Source organism: Roseovarius spongiae, assembly GCF_003651245.1.
Taxonomy (GTDB): Bacteria; Pseudomonadota; Alphaproteobacteria; order Rhodobacterales; family Rhodobacteraceae; genus Roseovarius; species Roseovarius spongiae.
Genome location: NZ_RAPE01000004.1, coordinates 27,842 through 44,449, shown reverse-complemented (window position 1 = coordinate 44,449; position 16,608 = coordinate 27,842). Strand labels below are relative to the sequence as shown.

The following is a 16,608-nucleotide window of genomic DNA, read 5'->3' as shown; positions in this document are numbered from 1 at the left end:
CGTGCTTAGGTTCCGCCGAAGCACGGTGCCAGGAGAATATCATGACCGACCTTACCCCCCGCGAAATCGTCTCGGAACTGGACCGGTTCATCATCGGCCAGAAGGACGCCAAGCGCGCCGTCGCCGTCGCCCTGCGCAGCCGCTGGCGGCGCAAGCAGCTCTCGGACGATCTGCGCGACGAGGTCTATCCCAAGAACATCCTGATGATCGGCCCCACCGGCGTAGGCAAGACCGAGATCAGCCGCCGGCTCGCCAAACTCGCCCGCGCGCCCTTCATCAAGGTGGAGGCCACGAAATTCACCGAAGTCGGCTATGTCGGGCGCGACGTGGAGCAGATCATCCGCGACCTCGTGGATTCGGCGATCGCGATGGTGCGCGAACAGATGCGCGAAGACGTAAAGGCCAGCGCCCACGCCGCCGCCGAAGAGCGCGTCATCAGCGCCATCGCCGGGGAGGACGCCCGCGAAGGCACGCGCGAGATGTTCCGAAAGAAGCTCAAGAACGGCGAGCTGGACGATACCGAGATCGAGCTTGACGTCGCCGACAACTCCAACCCGATGGGGATGCTGGACATTCCCGGCCAGCCCGGCGGGCAGATGGGGATGATGAACCTTGGCGACATCTTCGGCAAAGCGTTCGGGCAGCGCACCGTGCGCCGCCGCATGACCGTCGCCGAAAGCTACGAGATCCTCATCGGCGAAGAGGCGGACAAGCTGCTGGACGACGAGACGGTGAACCGCGCCGCGCTCGACGCGGTCGAGCAGAACGGCATCGTTTTCCTCGACGAGATCGACAAGGTCTGCGCCCGCCACGACGCGCGCGGCGGTGAGGTCAGCCGCGAAGGCGTACAGCGCGACCTGCTGCCGCTGATCGAGGGTACGAGCGTTTCGACCAAGCATGGCGCGGTCAGGACCGATCACATCCTCTTTATCGCGTCGGGCGCGTTCCATATCGCCAAGCCGTCGGACCTGCTACCGGAATTGCAGGGCCGCCTGCCGATCCGGGTCGAACTGCGCGCGCTCACCGAAGGGGATTTCGTGCGTATCCTGACCGAGACGGACAACGCCCTGACACGCCAATACACCGCGCTTTTGGGCACCGAGGAGGTCACCGTCACCTTTACGGAGGACGGGATCAAGGCGCTTGCGCACATCGCCGCCGAGGTGAACAGCACCGTCGAGAATATCGGCGCGCGGCGCCTTTACACCGTGATGGAGCGCGTCTTCGAGGAACTGAGCTTCCACGCACCCGACCGCGCGGGCGAAGAGGTGACGGTGGACGAGGATTTCGTGCAGGCGAACCTGGGCGAGTTGATGAAATCCGCGGACCTCAGCCGCTACGTGCTGTAAAGCTGCTGGACTTTTTCCCGGTGAGAACACCCACCTCCCCGGCCTGACCGTCGCGCCACGCAGGTGGTGTCATGCCCGATTTTCCGCCTTCCATTCGGGGGGAAATCGGGCGACGTAAGGGCATGAACACCCTCACGTTCCTTCGCGAAAATGCGCGCTGGCTGTCGGCCGGGGTGTTGCTGACGTTCCTAAGCAGCTTCGGGCAGACATTCTTCATCTCGATCTTCGCGGGCGAGATCCGCGCGGCGTTCGATCTCAGTCACGGGGAATGGGGCGGGATCTACACGCTGGGCACGACGGCCTCTGCGGCGCTGATGGTCTGGGCCGGGGGGCTGACCGACCGGTTCCGCGTGCGGGGTCTTGGCGCGATCGTGCTGGTGATGCTGATGGGGGCATGCGTCTTCATGGCGCTCAATCCGACTTGGTGGTTGCTGCCGCTGGCGATCTTCGCGTTGCGCTTCACGGGGCAGGGGATGACCAGCCACATCGCCGCGGTCGCCATGTCGCGCTGGTTCATCGTCAGGCGGGGCAAGGCGCTGTCGGTGGCCACGCTCGGCTTTGCCGCGGGCGAGGCGGTGCTGCCGCTTCTTTTCGTGTCGCTGTTGCTGGTGGTGGATTGGCGGTTGCTCTGGGTGGTGGCGGGGGTGGTCGCGGTGCTTGGCATCCCGGTGTTGCTGCTGCTGCTTCGCGCGGAGCGCACGCCGCAATCGATGGCGCAATCCGATCAGGCGGCCGGGATGGAGGCGCGGCAATGGACGCGCAACCAGGCGTTCCGGCACTGGCTGTTCTGGTTCATGATCCCCGCGCTGTTGGGACCGTCTGCCTTCAGCACGGCGTTCTTCTTTCACCAGGTGCATTTCGCGGACATCAAGGGCGTCGCGCATATCGAGTTCGTGGCGATCTTTCCCTTCTTCACCGGGGTCAGCATCCTCGCGATGGTGGCGAGCGGCTGGGCTCTCGACAAGGTGGGAACGGCGCGTCTTATCCCGTTCATGCAGTTGCCGATGGTCGCCGCCTTCGCCACCTTCGCGCTGGCGCAGGGCGTGGCGGGGCTGTGGCTGGGGTTCTTCTTTCTCGGGCTCAACACGGGGGTGAACACGACGCTGCCCGCCGCATTCTGGGCCGAATTCTACGGCACGCGATTCCTCGGCTCCATCAAGGCGATGGCGGCGGCGGTGATGGTGCTGGGATCGGCCATCGGACCGGGGATCACCGGGCTGGGCATCGACCTCGGGATCGGACTCGAGCGGCAATACATGGCCGTGGCGGGCTATTTCGTGCTGACCACCGTGTTGATGGGGATCGGCATCGCGCGGGCGCGGCCGCTCTTACCCGCGCGGGCGGCGTAGATAGACGTAATAGGCGCCGCCGCCGCCGTGGCGGCCATGCGCCTCGCTCACCTGCATCACGACCTGCGCGAGCGGCGGGATTTGCAGCCAATGCGGCACGTTATGGCGCAGCACGCCCTGCCGGACGGGGATCGGCCCCGGCTGATCCGATCGCTTGCCCTTGCCGGTGATGACCAGCACGAGGCGCTTGCCTTGGGCATGCGCGCGCAGGATGAACGCCGTGAGCGCGCCATGCGCGCGATCCAGCGTCATGCCGTGCAAGTCGATCCGCGCCTCGGGCTTCATCTTGCCACGCTTGAGCTTGGTATGCGCGCGCTTGTCCATCGTGACCGGCATCGCGACCGTCCGGTCGGTGAGACCCGGAAGCGCGCCTTCCGCGCGTTCGCCCACCCGGAACGGTGCGATCGGCGGCTGTTCCTTTGGCTTCGACGACGGTTCGGGATCGGAGAACGGGCGGGCAGGGGCCGGTTGCGGGCGGTCGCGGGTCAGCGGATCCGCCGTCTCGGCCACCTTGCGCCAGAGCGCGAGCTCTTCGGGACGCAGCTTGCGGCGGCTCATTGCAGGGTCTCTGTCGCCAGCGCATAGGCGCGCTGAATCGGCATCAAAACCACCATCCGGCCCGGATCGCGCAGCCGTCCGGCATCGCGCCCCGCCTTGTCGCCGGTGCCAAAGAAGATGTCGGCGCGTTGCGCGCCCTTGATCGCCGAACCGGTATCCTGCGCGATCATCAGCCGCCGGATCGGACGCTTGCCGCCCTTGTCGATCCAGACCGGCGCGCCGAGGGTGACGAATTTCGGATCGACCGCGATGGAGCGTCCCGGCGTCACCGGCCGGTTCATCGCACCCAACGGGCCGAGATCGTCGGCGTGGCCGATGAGCTTGCGAAAGAACACGTAGGACGGATTGTGCCGCAACAGGTCGCGGCCCGCCTCGGGGTTGCGGCGCACCCAGTTCTTGATCACCTGCGCCGAAACCTGGTGGACCGAATAGACGCCGCGGCGCACCAGTTCGGCGCCGACGGAACGGTACTCATGCCCGTTGTTGCCGCCATAACCCACCCGGATCACGTTGCCGTCGGGCAGCCGGATACGCCCGGACCCCTGGATCTGAAGAAAGAAGAGTTCCACCGGGTCGTCGACCCAGGCGATTTCGTAACCGCGCATTTCCGGCGCGTTCTCGATCTGCGCGCGGGTCAGCCAGGGGTTGCTCACGCGGGCCTCGGGCGGCTCACGATAAAGCGGATAGCGGTAGCGCCCGCCGGGGCGCAGAGAGCCGCGCAGTTCCGGTTCGAAATAGCCGGTGAAGAGGGCCGGCTTGCCCTCGGTGATCAACATCGGGCGGAAGAACAGCTCGAAGAACGCCTTGGCGTCCGGCTTCTGCTGGGCCAGCGCGCAGAGCGCGCGCCAGTCGGGATCCTTCATGTCGGGACAGGTGACGAGAAACGTCCTGAGCGCCGCGGCGTGGTCGTCCTGTTCCCACCCCGTCAGGTCGTCGAAGTCGAGGACGGTATAGGAGGTCTCATTCGCGGCCGCACCGCCGGGGACCGGCAGCACGAACAAGAGGGCGGCGAGGGCCGCCCGGATCATTCGCCCGTGGCGACGAGCCGCCAGTTGGGATCGTCCGCCCCCATGACGCGTTCGAACGTCCAGACATCCTTTTGCTTCTTGGATTTGCCCGGCTCGCCCTCGACGATCTTGCCGTCCTTGTCCTTGACCACCGATATCAGTTCTCCGACGAAACGCACGGTGATGTTGGCGCGCCGCGTTTCCTGGTCGAAATCGGCGTTGAGCAGCGTGATCTCGCGCACTCCGACAAATTCGGATTCGATGTGCAGGCCCTGTTCCTGCCGCTTGTCGACCACCTCGGAGAAGGTGTTGTAGACCTCGGGGTCGAGAAACGGCACCAGGTCGTCCAGTCGCCCACGTTCGAACCCCATCAAAATCATCTCGTAGGCGCCGCGCGCGCCCTGCAGGAACGGGCCCACCTCAAAGGAGGGTTCCGCGCGCTTCATCTCGGCGAGTTCGGCGGCGGCGTCGCTGTCCTCGGCGACGTGATCAATGATGTCGTGATCCGGCCCGCCTTCAATCACCTCGAGTTCGGGGCGCTTGTCGCCGCGCGTCGACTCGATTTTTTGCTGGTTCGTCGGCTCGAACCCGTCGCGGGTGCCCAGCACGTTCTTGAGCCGCAGAATAAGGAACACGGCGATTCCGGCAAGAACCAGAAGCTGTATGATGGGCGAGTTCATGGACACCTCATTCAAGGGTAAAACGTGGAAAGCCGGCGCGTCCGCTACTATGTAGGGGACGGGCAGGCCCAAGTCCACCTTATCGCCTGCAAAACAAAGGAGATCGGCTCATGTGGCTGCTGCTGGCGTTCCTGACGGTGCCGTTGATCGAAATCGCGTTGTTCATCCAGGTCGGCGGATGGCTCGGCCTGTGGCCGACATTGGCGATCGTGGTGATCACGGCGGTTATCGGGACCTGGCTGATGCGGGCGCAGGGCGCGGCGGCGCTGAACGATTTGCGCACCTCGTTCACCCGGCAGGCGGACCCGACCGAACCGCTGGCGCATGGGGCGATGATCCTCATCGCGGGCGTGCTGCTGCTTACGCCGGGATTTTTCACGGATGCGCTTGGGTTCGCGCTGCTGATGCCGGCCTTCCGCCGCGCCGCCTACCGCTATCTGCGGGCGCGCGTCCGCGTTCAGAGCTTCCACAGCGAAGCCGGGCCTTCGGACCCGCGGAGGCGTCCGCAAGACCCATCTTTGATCGAGGGCGAGTATCACGAGATCGAAACGCCCCCCGACCGCAGGCCCGGCACGGGGCATCAGGGATCGTCCGGCTGGACAAGGCATTGAGGCGGCAACCGCTTGCTGCTAGACCCTCACCAACAAGAGATTTTCACGGGAGACACTCATGCAAGACGAAGATAACGTCGCCACCGGCGCGCAGGAAGGCGCCGAACAGCAGGCCCCCCAGGTCAAGATGCACATTCTCACCCAGTTCGTGCGCGACCTGTCCTTCGAAAACGTCCTGGCCCAGCGCGGCGTCGGCGGCGAGGTGCAGCCGGATGTGACCGTCAACGTCAATCTCGACGCGAAGAAGCGCAAGCCCGACCACCAGTACGAGGTGGCGATCAAGCTGAACGTCGAGTCCAAGAACAAGGGCACCGAGGACAAGCTTTTTCTGCTCGAGATGGAGTATGCCGGCGTCTTCCACGTCGAGAACGTCCCCGAAGAACAGTTGCATCCCTTCCTGATGATCGAATGTCCGCGGATGATCTTTCCGTTCCTGCGCCGCATCGTGAGCGACGTGACGCGCGACGGCGGCTTCCCGCCGCTCAACATGGAAAATATTGATTTCCTTCAGATCTACCGCAACGAGATCATGCGCCGGCAGGCCGAGCAGGAAAAACCGGCCAGCGCCGAGCTCAACTGAACCTGCGCCAGAGCGCGGCATCGCCCATCTTCGCGACGAAGGCCTCATGCGCCGCGCGCTCCGCTTCGGTCAGGCGGGGCGCGAGTTTCTCCGGGCGTGGTGCGGGGCGCCAGCCGGTCGCCGACTGTTGCGCGCCGCCCCGTTCGGGCTGCTGACCCAGCGCGAAGTCAGGCTGACGACCGCCAATCAGTTCAAGATAGACCTCGGCGAGGATCTCGGAGTCGAGCAGCGCGCCGTGCAGCGTGCGCGAGGAGTTGTCGATCCCGAACCGGCGGCAGAGCGCATCCAATGATGCGGGCGAGCCGGGAAACCGTTTGCGCGCGATGGCCAGCGTGTCGATGGCGCGTTCCATTGGCAGAGGCGGGCGCCGCACCCAGCCAAGTTCGGCGTTGATGAATTTCATGTCGAAAGCGGCGTTGTGGATCACCAGTTTCGCGTCCCCGATGAAATCGACGAAAGCCTGCGCGATGTCGGCGAAGACCGGCTTGCCGCGCAGGAAATCGTCGCCAAGGCCATGCACTTGAAACGCATCGTCGGGCATGGCGCGCTGGGGATCGATATACTGGTGATAGGTGCGCCCGGTCGGCATATGGCCCATCAGTTCGACCGCGCCGATTTCCACGATACGGTCGCCTTGTTCAGGCTCGAACCCGGTGGTTTCGGTGTCGAGGACGATTTCACGCATTGAGCCGATTTTCCCTGATGTCGCGAAGCACAGATTGCACCTGCGCGCGGGCATGTTCAACCGTGTCAGTGACGATGACGTAATCGGCGCGGGCGCGTTTTTCCGCGTCGGGCATCTGCTTGGCGATGATCGCGTCGAACTGCGCCTCGGTCATTGTTCCGCGCCCAAGCACGCGGGCGCGCTGCACCTCTGCCGGTACGGTGACGCAAACCACGGCGTCAAGCTGTGTTTCGGTCTCTTTCTCGAACAGCAGAGGAATGTCGAATACGGTAATCTCCGTCTCTGTTTCGGCTGAAAACGCCATTCTGTCAGCGGCCACGAGCGGGTGAACGATCCGTTCGATCAGCGTCAGGACCGACGGATCCTCTCCGATCATCCGCTTGAGGGCGTCGCGCGACACCGCGCCATCCATGATCGCGTCGGGAAAGACGGCCCGCATCGGTTCGACCGCCGCGCCGCCTGCGGCATAGAGACGATGCACCGCCGCGTCCGCGTCCCAGACGGCGCAGCCCTCCGCGGCGAAAAGGCGCGCGGTGGTCGACTTTCCCATGCCGATGGACCCCGTGAGGCCAAGCCGAAACGTCATCTGAGCGCGGCCGCCCGCGTCGCGCTGTCCACCGTCGGGCGGGTTCCGAACCAGCGTTCGAACCCCGGCACCGCCTGGTGCAGCAACATGCCGAGCCCGTCGACCGTACGGCAACCGGCCTCTTCGGCGACTTCCAACAGCTTGGTCTTGAGCGGCGCGTAGACGAGGTCGGTCACCAGCGCGCCCTTCTGCAATCCGTCGAGCGGCACGCGAAGCGGCGGCTGGCCCAGCATACCCAGCGAAGTGGTGTTCACCACCGTCGCCGCGTAGTCGAGCATGTTGCCCGCCTGCACCCAGTCGAAGACGCGCAGGCGTTTGCCGAAATCCGATTGCAGCGCCTCGGCGCGCACGCGCGTGCGGTTGGATATGAGGATCTCGGGCACGCCGGCGTCCAGCATTGCCGCGATCACCGCCCGCGCCGCGCCCCCGGCGCCGAACATCGCCGCCGGCCCGGCGCGCGGATCCCAGCCGCCCGGCGCGGATTCGAGGTTGCGCACGAAACCGAGCCCATCGGTGTTGTCGGCGTGGATCTTGCCGTCCTTGCGGAAGATCAGCGTGTTCGCCGCGCCGATGAGGATTGCCCGGTCCGTCACGAGGTCCGCGATGTCGAGCACGCGCTCCTTGTGCGGGATAGTGACGTTGACGCCTACAAACCCCGCCCTGGGCAAGGTGCGCAACACCGTTTCGAGATCATCCGTCGCCACATCCATCGGAATGTAATGCCCGGGCAGGCCCATCGATGTCAGCCAATGACGGTGGATCTGCGGCGACTTGGTATGGGCGATCGGGGTTCCGATCACGCCGGCGAGAGGAATCTTCTCCGCGGTCATGTCTCCAGCTCTCCTCGGGTCGACAGGTAGGATAGCAGGTCCAGTAATGGCAGACCGAGAACGGTAAAGTAATCCCCCTCTATGCGCGAAAAGAGCCGCGCACCCTCTTCCTCGAGTTTATAGCCGCCAACGCTGTGGCGGATGCTGTCCCAGTTGCGCGCGACATACCCGTCGAGCCAGGCGTCTGACAATTCTCGCATGCTGAGCCGGACATGCCCGATATGTCGCCAGACCGGCTGACCACCTTCGCAGACCACCACCGCGGAGAAGAGGTGATGCGTCTTGCCGCGCAGGTTGCGCAGCTGCGCCACCGCGTCATCGGACGTAGACGGTTTCGAGTGGATCACGCCATCGAGGGCCAGGACCTGGTCACAGCCGATCACGAGCGCCTCGGGCATTCTGGCGCTTTGCTTCTGCGCCTTCGCTTCGGCCAGCGCATCGGCGATATCACGCGGTGAAGCGCCCTCGGCCGAGAGGGCGGCCTTGATCGACTGTTCGTCGATACGGGCGGGAATGGCGGTGACGGGCACGCCGGCATTGCGCAGCAGGGTCAGCCGGATTTCGGATTGCGAGGCGAGAAGGATACGCGCGCTCATGTGGACAAGTCCCTGTATGGTTTGCGTGTCAAGACGGGCATGGTCCGCCGGAAGACGCTGCGCGTGGGGAACGCCCCACATCCCGGGCCATGCTTCCCCGTCCCGAGCGAAATCATCACGTTGTGAACGGGATAAGATCCGGCTTGGGGGCCGTTTCTTCGCGGCCGATCCATCTCTGTCTTATCCCCAGTCACGGTCAATTTCAATGATACTCAACATACTGATATTGAATATAGATTTTCCAAAGATCGGTGAAAGCTGTCATTTCTCCCGTGTTTCATCCACATGGCATGGGGTTGTGGAGAAGCACGGGCAAGGTTTCGTAATCCACAGGTTGGCGGCGCCCCTACACCTTCATCATCCTTTCTTATCTTTCTATTTTATTTATAGAGAATGGAACCAGGAATGAGGGCAAAATGACGGGTATCCTGATCTCGACCTATCCTTGGGTGAAGGCCCTGCATATCATGGCGGTGATTTCGTGGATGGCGGGGCTGTTCTACCTGCCGCGTCTCTTCGTCTATCACGCCGAGCAGTCCGAACCCGAAGACAGCCGTGATGTCGTGTTCCAGGAGATGGAGCGCAAGCTTCTGAACGTGATCATGACCCCGTCGATGATCGCGACATGGGCGCTCGGCCTTGCCCTCGTCGCGGTGCCCGGCGTTGTCGATTGGTCCGATACCTGGCCCTGGACCAAAGCCGCAGGAGTGCTGGCGATGACATGGTTCCATTTCTGGCTGGCGGCGCGGCGCAGGGATTTCGCCACCGGCGTTCGTTCGGTCAGCGGGCGGCGATACCGGCTGATGAACGAGGCGCCGACTGTGCTGATGGTGGTGATCGTCTTCTCGGTCGTGCTGCGCTTCTGAGCGGCGTTGACTCGGGCGCCGCCGCGAGGTATTGCGCCCCTTGCGTCCCGTCCGGGTACCGCGTCTTCCTCTTGCTATAGTTTCGCCCGCAAACCGATATGCGGGATACAGGTGAACCCATGTCCGACGACCGTCTGAACCTCTCCGACCTCAAGGCGCAAACCGCCAAGGATCTTCTGGCAATGGCCGAGGAGCTCGAGATCGAGAACGCCTCGACCATGCGCAAGGGTGAGATGATGTTCTCGATCCTCAAGGAACGCGCCGAGGAGGGTTGGACCGTCTATGGCGACGGCGTGCTCGAGGTGCTGCAGGACGGGTTCGGATTCCTGCGCTCGCCCGAGGCGAACTACCTTCCGGGACCGGACGACATCTATGTTTCGCCTGAGGTTATCCGCCGGTTCTCCCTGCGCACGGGCGACACGGTCGAGGGTGAGATCAAGCAGCCCGAGGACCAGGAGCGGTATTTTACCGTCACCACGGTGAGCCAGATCAATTTCGAGGATCCGGAGAAGGCCAACCACAAGGTGGCCTTCGACAACCTGACGCCGCTTTACCCAGATGAAAGGCTCAACCTTGAGATCGAGGACCCGACGCTCAAGGACCGCACCGCGCGGATCATCGACCTGGTCGCGCCGATCGGCAAGGGGCAGCGGTCGCTCATCGTGGCGCCGCCGCGGACGGGCAAGACGGTTATCCTCCAGAACATCGCCAATTCGATCGAGAAGAACCATCCCGAATGCTACCTGATCGTGTTGCTGATCGATGAGCGCCCCGAAGAGGTGACCGACATGCAGCGGTCCGTTAAGGGCGAGGTCGTCAGTTCCACCTTCGACGAACCGGCGACGCGCCATGTCGCCGTGGCCGAGATGGTGATCGAAAAGGCGAAGCGACTGGTCGAGCACAAACGAGATGTTGTTATTCTTCTGGATTCTATCACAAGACTTGGTAGGGCTTACAACACGGTTGTGCCGTCCTCGGGTAAGGTTCTGACCGGCGGCGTGGACGCAAACGCGCTGCAACGGCCCAAGCGGTTCTTTGGCGCCGCGCGAAACATCGAGGAGGGCGGATCGCTCACCATCATCTCGACGGCGCTGATCGATACCGGCAGCCGAATGGACGAGGTGATCTTCGAAGAGTTCAAGGGCACCGGCAACTCGGAGCTGGTTCTGGATCGCAAGATCGCTGACAAACGCGTGTTCCCGGCAATCGACATTCTCAAGTCGGGCACGCGGAAAGAAGACCTGCTGGTCGACAAGGTTGATTTGCAAAAGACCTTCGTGCTGCGGCGCATCCTCAACCCGATGGGTACGACGGACGCCATCGAGTTCCTGATCTCCAAGCTGAAGCAGACCAAGACCAACGCCGAATTCTTCGATTCGATGAACACATAGAGGTCTGTCACGGGGGCGCCCCGATGGATACGATTTACGCGCTATCGAGCGCGCAGGGCAAGGCCGGCGTCGCGGTGATCCGCGTGTCCGGCGCCCAGAGTCTCGATATTTGCAAGGCGCTTTGCGGTGACGCGCCTGCTGCGCGCATTGCGTCGGTGCGAACGCTCCGCGGGGCGGATGGCGGGCGGCTTGACCAGGCGCTGGTGATCCGGTTCGAGGCGGATCGCAGCTATACTGGCGAAGACAGTGTTGAGTTCCAGGTGCATGGCGGTCCGGCGGTCGTGACTGCGGTTATGGATGAAATCGGTCGGCACGAAGGTGTTCGCCTTGCGGAACCTGGTGAATTTACCAGGCGCGCGCTTGATAACGGTCGGCTCGATGCTGCGCAGGTCGAGGGACTCGCCGATCTGATCGACGCAGAAACCGAGACCCAAAGACGCCAGGCGTTGCGGGTCCTGTCCGGGGATCTGGGCAGGCGCGCGGAGGACTGGCGGCGTGATCTCATCCGCGCGGCGGCGTTGCTGGAGGCGACGATAGACTTCGCGGATGAAGAGGTGCCGGTCGATGTCGCGCCCGAGGTTCGCGAGCTTGTCGGTGGCGTTCGCGCGGCGATCAAGGCCGAGATCGCGGGCGTCGGGATGGCCGAGCGGATTCGCTCGGGGTTCGAGGTGGCGATTGTCGGCGCACCGAATGTCGGAAAGTCGACCTTGCTCAACGCGCTTGCCGGGCGCGATGCGGCGATCACCTCCGAAATCGCAGGCACGACGCGCGATGTGATCGAAGTTCGGATGGACCTTGGCGGTTTGCCCGTGACGCTGCTGGATACCGCGGGGCTGCGAGACGCCGAGGACGAAATCGAGGCCGTCGGCGTCAGTCGTGCGCTCGACCGGGCGGCGCAGGCGGATTTGCGGGTTTTCCTCGTTGAAAAGGAGGAAGGTCCGCCCTTGGAGCCAAGCGCCGATGATATCGTCTTGCGCGCCAAGGCTGATCTGCTCGAGAATGCAGAGAGCGGCGCGGTGTCCGGTAAAACCGGGGCCGGTATTCCGCAGCTAATTGGGGCGATCACGGAGGTGTTGAAGACCCGCAGCGCGAGCGCCGGCATCGCGACCCGGGCGCGGCATCGCTCGGCCATGATGCGGGGAAACGAATCGCTCGCACGAGCGCTGGACATGTTAGGTAATGCTGACGGTATGTCGGATTTTGCCGCCGAAGAACTTCGGGCCGCGATCCGGGCCCTTGATTCGCTGGTTGGACGGATCGACATTGAGAATGTGCTGGACGAAATCTTTGCGAGCTTCTGTCTGGGTAAGTAAGGAGTGTTTCACGTGAAACATCGGGATTTCGACGTCATCGTCATCGGAGGCGGGCACGCTGGCGCGGACGCAGCGCACGCGGCCGCCAGGATGGGTGCGCGCACGGCCTTGATCACGCTGACGAGGGCAGGCATCGGCGTGATGTCCTGCAATCCGGCGATTGGTGGCCTGGGTAAAGGGCATCTCGTCCGGGAGATCGATGCGCTCGACGGGGTCATGGGGCGGGTTGCCGATGCAGCCGGGATTCAGTTCCGTCTGTTGAACCGGCGCAAAGGTCCAGCGGTGCAAGGACCGCGCGCGCAAGCGGACCGCAAGATCTATCGCGAACAGATGCAGTGCGTGATGGCGAACCAACCGAACCTGACGATCATCGAGGGAGAAGCCTGCGACTTCCTGATGCGCAATGGGCGGGTTTCGGGGATCGAACTCGCCGATGGAAGCGAAGTGACGGCTGCTGCCGTCGTCCTGACGACGGGGACTTTCCTGCGGGGTGTCATTCATATCGGGGACGTGGCGCGCCCCGGAGGACGGATGGGCGATAAGCCGTCTGTTCGCCTGGCTGAGCGGATGGACAGCTTTGATCTGGCGATGGGACGGCTCAAGACCGGCACACCACCGCGGTTGAACGGAAAGACCATCGATTGGACGCGGCTTGAAAAACAGCCTGGCGATGACGAACCGACGATGTTCTCGTTCCTTTCAAGGAAACCCGGCGTACGGCAGGTGGTTTGCGGGATCACCCATACAAACGCGCGAACGCATGACATCATTCGAGAGAACCTTGAACGGTCCGCAATGTATGGCGGGCATATCGACGGTGTCGGCCCGCGCTATTGTCCCTCGATCGAGGACAAGATCGTGCGGTTCGCGGACAAGGATACGCATCAGATCTTTCTCGAACCCGAGAGCCTGTCCGACGATGTGATCTACCCCAACGGGATTTCGACATCGCTGCCCGAGGAGGTTCAGCAGGCTTATGTCCGATCCATTCGGGGGCTCGAGAATGCGGAGATCCTCCAACCGGGCTATGCGATCGAGTATGATTACGTCGATCCCCGCGCGCTGAACGCCGATCTTTCTGTCAAGGACGTGCCCGGGCTGTACCTCGCCGGCCAGATCAATGGAACGACCGGTTATGAGGAGGCGGCGGCGCAGGGGCTTGTCTCCGGGTTGAACGCGGCGGCGGCAGCGTTGGGGCGTGACCCGATCACGTTCAGCCGCGCGGAAAGCTACATCGGCGTGATGATCGACGATCTCATCACTCGCGGCGTGTCCGAACCCTATCGCATGTTTACTTCGCGTGCGGAATTCAGGCTGTCGCTTCGTGCGGACAACGCGGATCAGAGATTGACGCCGATCGGAGTGAGGGTGGGATGTGTGGGTGAGCCGCGCCGCGCTGTCTTTGAGGACAAGATGGAGCGCCTTACGGCAGCGCGCGAGCGTATCGAGGCCGAGTCGTTCACCCCGCGCCAGCTTATCGACGTGGGGATTGAGGTTAACCAGGATGGCGCGCGCCGGAGCGGATTCCAGTTGCTTGCGTTCCCGAAGATCGGTTTTAACGACCTCATCCGCCTGCAATCGGATTGGGCCGAGGTGGATGCGGAATCGCGCGCCCAGCTTGAGCGAGATGCGCTTTATGCGAATTATATAGACCGTCAGAACCGCGATGCGGAAATGATCAAGCGAGATGAGGCGCATATTATTCCGCGTGGTTTTAATTATGAGGCTATTTCGGGGCTCTCGAACGAGCTGAAGCTGAAGCTCGCACATGTGCGGCCGGAAACATTGGGGCAAGCCGCGCGGATCGACGGCATGACGCCTGCTGCGTTGACGCTGCTTCTGACGCGGTTGAAGCAGCGTGCGAAAGATCGGTCGGCATGAATGCGGTAACCTTGCCGAATGTTTCACGTGAAACAAATGACCGACTGAAGGTTTACGCCGAACTTGTCGAGAAATGGAACCCGCGGATCAACCTGGTTTCCAAGTCCAGCATTGCACATCTATGGGAGCGTCATATTGCAGATTCTGCCCAGAATCTTGATCTGGCGCCGCCGACCCTGCGCCATTGGGTGGATCTCGGGTCCGGTGGAGGCTTTCCAGGGATCGTCATCGCGATCCTGCTATCCGAGTTCCAGCCGGACGCGCGCATGACGCTGGTGGAGAGCGATCAGCGGAAATGCGCGTTCCTGCGAAGCGCACTGCGTCAAACCGGCTGCACAGCCGAGGTGATCGCGGACCGCATCGAGGATATCGAGCCGCTGGGAGCAGATGTCCTTAGCGCCCGCGCACTGGCTGATCTCGATCGGCTGCTCGGTTTCGCGGAACGCCATATGAAGACGCGTGGCTGCGCCCTGTTTCCGAAAGGTGCGCGCTGGCAGGAAGAGGTGGCTAACGCGCGATCGCGGTGGCGCTTTGATATTGAAGTTGCTAAGAGCAGAACAGATCCTGCTGCCGCCATCCTCAAGATATCAGGAGTATCCCGTGACTGACCCGACCCGTCCGCGCGGCCCGCGGATCATAGCAATCGCCAACCAGAAAGGCGGCGTTGGCAAGACGACGACGACAATCAACCTTGGCGCGGCGCTCGCCCAGGCGGGTCAGCGGGTGCTGATCGTGGATCTCGATCCGCAGGGGAATGCGTCGACTGGTCTGGGTATCGAAGCGGATAACCGGGAATACACGACCTATGAGCTATTGCTCGAAGAAATCGCGCTTGGCGAGGTGATCCAGTCGACGAATGACGATAATCTCATGATCATCCCGGCGACGGTTGATCTCAGTTCGGCGGACATTGAGCTTATCTCGAACGAGAAGCGGAGTTATCTGCTACATGATGCGCTGCGTCAGACGGAAATGGACTCCTACGCGCTCGATTACGTGTTGATCGATTGCCCACCTTCGCTCAACCTATTGACGGTGAACGCGATGGTCGCCGCGCATTCCGTTCTGGTCCCGCTGCAAAGCGAGTTCTTTGCGCTGGAAGGGCTGTCGCAACTCATGCTGACGGTGCGAGAGGTTCGCCAGACGGCAAACCCAAACCTTCGGATCGAGGGCATCGTGCTGACCATGTTCGATTCCCGCAACAACCTGTCGGGGCAGGTCGAAAAGGACGCGCGCGACAACCTGGGGGAGCTGGTTTTCAAGACAAGAATCCCGCGCAACGTCCGTGTCAGCGAGGCTCCGTCCTACGCCGTTTCGGTTCTTGAATACGATCCGAATTCGCGCGGGGCCGAGGCATATCGCGCCCTAGCGACGGAAATCATGCAGAAAAACGCCGCAATCGCCGCCTAGGAAAGGGTGAACCAGATGTCAGACAAGAAATCCAAGCAACGTGGCCTTGGGCGGGGATTGTCCGCGCTGATGTCCGATGTGACCGATCAGCAGGCCACGGCTGCGCCCAAGACGCCCGACATGATGATCGCGATCGAGCATGTCAGCCCCAACCCCGACCAGCCGCGCCAGAAATTCGACGAAGAGGCGCTGGCCGATCTGACGCGTTCGATCCGGGAAAAGGGGATCATCCAGCCGTTGATCGTTCGGCCCATGCCCGGGAGCGAGGGCGACTACCAGATCGTTGCGGGCGAGCGGCGGTGGCGGGCCGCGCAGAAGGCGCAACTGCACCGGATCCCGGTGATCGTGCGGGAATTCGACGATACCGAGGTGCTCGAGATCGCGATCATCGAGAATATCCAGCGCGCCGACCTGAACCCGGTGGAGGAGGCGGCGGGATATCAGCAGTTGATGCAGAAATTCGGCCACACGCAGGAAAAGCTCGCCGAGGCGTTGGGCAAGAGCCGCAGCCACATCGCGAACACGATGCGCCTGACGCAGCTTCCCGACGAAGTGCAGGCGCTGGTCAGGGACGGCAAGCTGTCCGCCGGGCATGCGAGGACGTTGATCACCTCGGACAACGCGGCTGTGTTGGCGAGGGAAGTCGTGAAGAAGGGGTTGTCGGTTCGCGATACTGAAAAGCTCGTCAAGAAGAGTATCGATAACGTCTTCACCAATTCGGGACAATCGGCGAGACGCGGCAAGCCGGCTCAGAAGGATGCCGATACCCGCGCGATCGAAAGCGATCTTTCCGCGGCGCTCGGGATGAAGGTGAGTGTCGATCATGTGACAGGTCAGGAGAACGGCCAGATCACGATCCGTTACGGCAACCTGGACGAACTCGATACGCTTTGCCGTCTTCTGAGCGCGGGGTGAC

General features: G+C 62.9%; 18 protein-coding genes. 11 read left to right on the top strand and 7 right to left on the bottom strand.

The genetic code is table 11. The features are described 5' to 3' along the window. Nucleotides 1-41: 41 nt before the first annotated feature. Entirely contained in the window at nt 42-1,349 is a 1,308-nt protein-coding gene (hslU, locus tag D6850_RS13860; protein WP_121167993.1) for an ATP-dependent protease ATPase subunit HslU, read from the top strand. A 122-nt stretch (nt 1,350-1,471) separates the two neighbouring features. Continuing rightward, nucleotides 1,472-2,698 (top strand): MFS transporter, encoded by a 1,227-nt coding sequence (locus D6850_RS13855; RefSeq protein WP_121167991.1) that lies wholly within the window; start codon nt 1,472-1,474, stop codon nt 2,696-2,698. On the opposite strand, the gene D6850_RS13850 is transcribed toward D6850_RS13855, so the two are convergent. The 3 genes from D6850_RS13850 to D6850_RS13840 are packed head-to-tail and all read right to left on the bottom strand — an operon-like array spanning nt 2,678 to nt 4,943. Further along, entirely contained in the window at nt 2,678-3,256 is a 579-nt protein-coding gene (locus D6850_RS13850; protein WP_121167989.1) for a Smr/MutS family protein, read from the bottom strand. The genes D6850_RS13855 and D6850_RS13850 overlap by 21 nt on opposite strands. Then, on the bottom strand, nt 3,253-4,284 hold the full coding sequence (gene mltA / locus D6850_RS13845) for a murein transglycosylase A (RefSeq protein WP_121167987.1): 1,032 nt from the start codon (nt 4,282-4,284) through the stop codon (nt 3,253-3,255). The genes D6850_RS13850 and mltA overlap by 4 nt, the downstream gene beginning before the upstream one ends. Next, nucleotides 4,281-4,943, bottom strand: coding sequence for a Tim44/TimA family putative adaptor protein (locus tag D6850_RS13840; protein ID WP_121167985.1), 663 nt, complete (start codon nt 4,941-4,943; stop codon nt 4,281-4,283). Before D6850_RS13840 ends, mltA begins: the two co-directional genes overlap by 4 nt. Before the next feature lie 110 nt (nt 4,944-5,053). Between D6850_RS13840 and D6850_RS13835 the strand changes: the two genes are divergently transcribed. Continuing rightward, nucleotides 5,054-5,554 carry an FxsA family protein gene (locus D6850_RS13835; RefSeq protein WP_121167983.1) on the top strand — a complete coding sequence of 167 codons (501 nt, stop codon included), beginning with the start codon at nt 5,054-5,056 and terminating at the stop codon, nt 5,552-5,554. A gap of 58 nt (nt 5,555-5,612) precedes the next feature. Then, nucleotides 5,613-6,134 carry a protein-export chaperone SecB gene (secB, locus tag D6850_RS13830; RefSeq protein ID WP_121167980.1) on the top strand — a complete coding sequence of 174 codons (522 nt, stop codon included), beginning with the start codon at nt 5,613-5,615 and terminating at the stop codon, nt 6,132-6,134. On the opposite strand, the gene dnaQ is transcribed toward secB, so the two are convergent. The 4 genes from dnaQ to D6850_RS13810 are packed head-to-tail and all read right to left on the bottom strand — an operon-like array spanning nt 6,127 to nt 8,831. Next, a complete protein-coding gene (dnaQ, locus tag D6850_RS13825; protein WP_121167978.1) occupies nt 6,127-6,819 on the bottom strand; it encodes a DNA polymerase III subunit epsilon in 693 nt (230 codons plus the stop codon). The genes secB and dnaQ overlap by 8 nt on opposite strands. Then, nucleotides 6,812-7,405 (bottom strand): dephospho-CoA kinase, encoded by a 594-nt coding sequence (coaE, locus tag D6850_RS13820; protein ID WP_121167976.1) that lies wholly within the window; start codon nt 7,403-7,405, stop codon nt 6,812-6,814. The genes dnaQ and coaE overlap by 8 nt, the downstream gene beginning before the upstream one ends. Further along, nucleotides 7,402-8,235 carry a shikimate dehydrogenase gene (locus D6850_RS13815; RefSeq protein ID WP_121167974.1) on the bottom strand — a complete coding sequence of 278 codons (834 nt, stop codon included), beginning with the start codon at nt 8,233-8,235 and terminating at the stop codon, nt 7,402-7,404. Before D6850_RS13815 ends, coaE begins: the two co-directional genes overlap by 4 nt. Continuing rightward, on the bottom strand, nt 8,232-8,831 hold the full coding sequence (locus tag D6850_RS13810; RefSeq protein WP_121167972.1) for a Maf family protein: 600 nt from the start codon (nt 8,829-8,831) through the stop codon (nt 8,232-8,234). Before D6850_RS13810 ends, D6850_RS13815 begins: the two co-directional genes overlap by 4 nt. A 416-nt stretch (nt 8,832-9,247) precedes the next feature. On the opposite strand from D6850_RS13810, the gene hemJ reads away from it, so the two are divergent. The 7 genes from hemJ (at nt 9,248) to D6850_RS13775 (ending at nt 16,607) form a co-directional block, all read left to right on the top strand. Then, nucleotides 9,248-9,697 carry a protoporphyrinogen oxidase HemJ gene (gene hemJ / locus D6850_RS13805; RefSeq protein WP_121167970.1) on the top strand — a complete coding sequence of 150 codons (450 nt, stop codon included), beginning with the start codon at nt 9,248-9,250 and terminating at the stop codon, nt 9,695-9,697. A 119-nt stretch (nt 9,698-9,816) separates the two neighbouring features. Beyond that, complete coding sequence (gene rho / locus D6850_RS13800; protein WP_121167968.1) at nt 9,817-11,088, top strand: transcription termination factor Rho; 1,272 nt, start codon at nt 9,817-9,819, stop codon at nt 11,086-11,088. A 23-nt stretch (nt 11,089-11,111) separates the two neighbouring features. Then, nucleotides 11,112-12,401, top strand: coding sequence for a tRNA uridine-5-carboxymethylaminomethyl(34) synthesis GTPase MnmE (gene mnmE, locus D6850_RS13795; RefSeq protein ID WP_121167966.1), 1,290 nt, complete (start codon nt 11,112-11,114; stop codon nt 12,399-12,401). Nucleotides 12,402-12,404: 3 nt separating this feature from the next. Further along, the gene (gene mnmG, locus D6850_RS13790) at nt 12,405-14,282 is read left to right on the top strand and encodes a tRNA uridine-5-carboxymethylaminomethyl(34) synthesis enzyme MnmG (protein WP_121167964.1); all 1,878 of its coding nucleotides are present in this window, start codon (nt 12,405-12,407) and stop codon (nt 14,280-14,282) included. Continuing rightward, nucleotides 14,279-14,890 (top strand): 16S rRNA (guanine(527)-N(7))-methyltransferase RsmG, encoded by a 612-nt coding sequence (gene rsmG, locus D6850_RS13785; protein ID WP_121167962.1) that lies wholly within the window; start codon nt 14,279-14,281, stop codon nt 14,888-14,890. Before mnmG ends, rsmG begins: the two co-directional genes overlap by 4 nt. Further along, a complete protein-coding gene (locus D6850_RS13780) occupies nt 14,883-15,692 on the top strand; it encodes a ParA family protein (RefSeq protein WP_121167960.1) in 810 nt (269 codons plus the stop codon). The genes rsmG and D6850_RS13780 overlap by 8 nt, the downstream gene beginning before the upstream one ends. 15 nt (nt 15,693-15,707) lie before the next feature. Beyond that, a complete protein-coding gene (locus D6850_RS13775) occupies nt 15,708-16,607 on the top strand; it encodes a ParB/RepB/Spo0J family partition protein (RefSeq protein WP_121167958.1) in 900 nt (299 codons plus the stop codon). Nucleotide 16,608: the final 1 nt, after the last annotated feature.

Bases quoted from the DNA above. Each gene is read 5' to 3' on its own strand.
- mnmE (WP_121167966.1), top strand. From the start codon at position 11,112: ATGGATACGATTTACGCGCTATCGAGCGCGCAGGGCAAGGCCGGCGTC.
- secB (WP_121167980.1), top strand. From the start codon at position 5,613: ATGCAAGACGAAGATAACGTCGCCACCGGCGCGCAGGAAGGCGCCGAA.
- D6850_RS13775 (WP_121167958.1), top strand. From the start codon at position 15,708: ATGTCAGACAAGAAATCCAAGCAACGTGGCCTTGGGCGGGGATTGTCC.
- hemJ (WP_121167970.1), top strand. From the start codon at position 9,248: ATGACGGGTATCCTGATCTCGACCTATCCTTGGGTGAAGGCCCTGCAT.
- rsmG (WP_121167962.1), top strand. From the start codon at position 14,279: ATGAATGCGGTAACCTTGCCGAATGTTTCACGTGAAACAAATGACCGA.
- D6850_RS13815 (WP_121167974.1), bottom strand. From the start codon at position 8,235: ATGACCGCGGAGAAGATTCCTCTCGCCGGCGTGATCGGAACCCCGATC.
- D6850_RS13840 (WP_121167985.1), bottom strand. From the start codon at position 4,943: ATGAACTCGCCCATCATACAGCTTCTGGTTCTTGCCGGAATCGCCGTG.
- hslU (WP_121167993.1), top strand. From the start codon at position 42: ATGACCGACCTTACCCCCCGCGAAATCGTCTCGGAACTGGACCGGTTC.
- D6850_RS13835 (WP_121167983.1), top strand. From the start codon at position 5,054: ATGTGGCTGCTGCTGGCGTTCCTGACGGTGCCGTTGATCGAAATCGCG.
- D6850_RS13855 (WP_121167991.1), top strand. From the start codon at position 1,472: ATGAACACCCTCACGTTCCTTCGCGAAAATGCGCGCTGGCTGTCGGCC.
- dnaQ (WP_121167978.1), bottom strand. From the start codon at position 6,819: ATGCGTGAAATCGTCCTCGACACCGAAACCACCGGGTTCGAGCCTGAA.
- coaE (WP_121167976.1), bottom strand. From the start codon at position 7,405: ATGACGTTTCGGCTTGGCCTCACGGGGTCCATCGGCATGGGAAAGTCG.
- rho (WP_121167968.1), top strand. From the start codon at position 9,817: ATGTCCGACGACCGTCTGAACCTCTCCGACCTCAAGGCGCAAACCGCC.
- D6850_RS13810 (WP_121167972.1), bottom strand. From the start codon at position 8,831: ATGAGCGCGCGTATCCTTCTCGCCTCGCAATCCGAAATCCGGCTGACC.
- D6850_RS13850 (WP_121167989.1), bottom strand. From the start codon at position 3,256: ATGAGCCGCCGCAAGCTGCGTCCCGAAGAGCTCGCGCTCTGGCGCAAG.
- mltA (WP_121167987.1), bottom strand. From the start codon at position 4,284: ATGATCCGGGCGGCCCTCGCCGCCCTCTTGTTCGTGCTGCCGGTCCCC.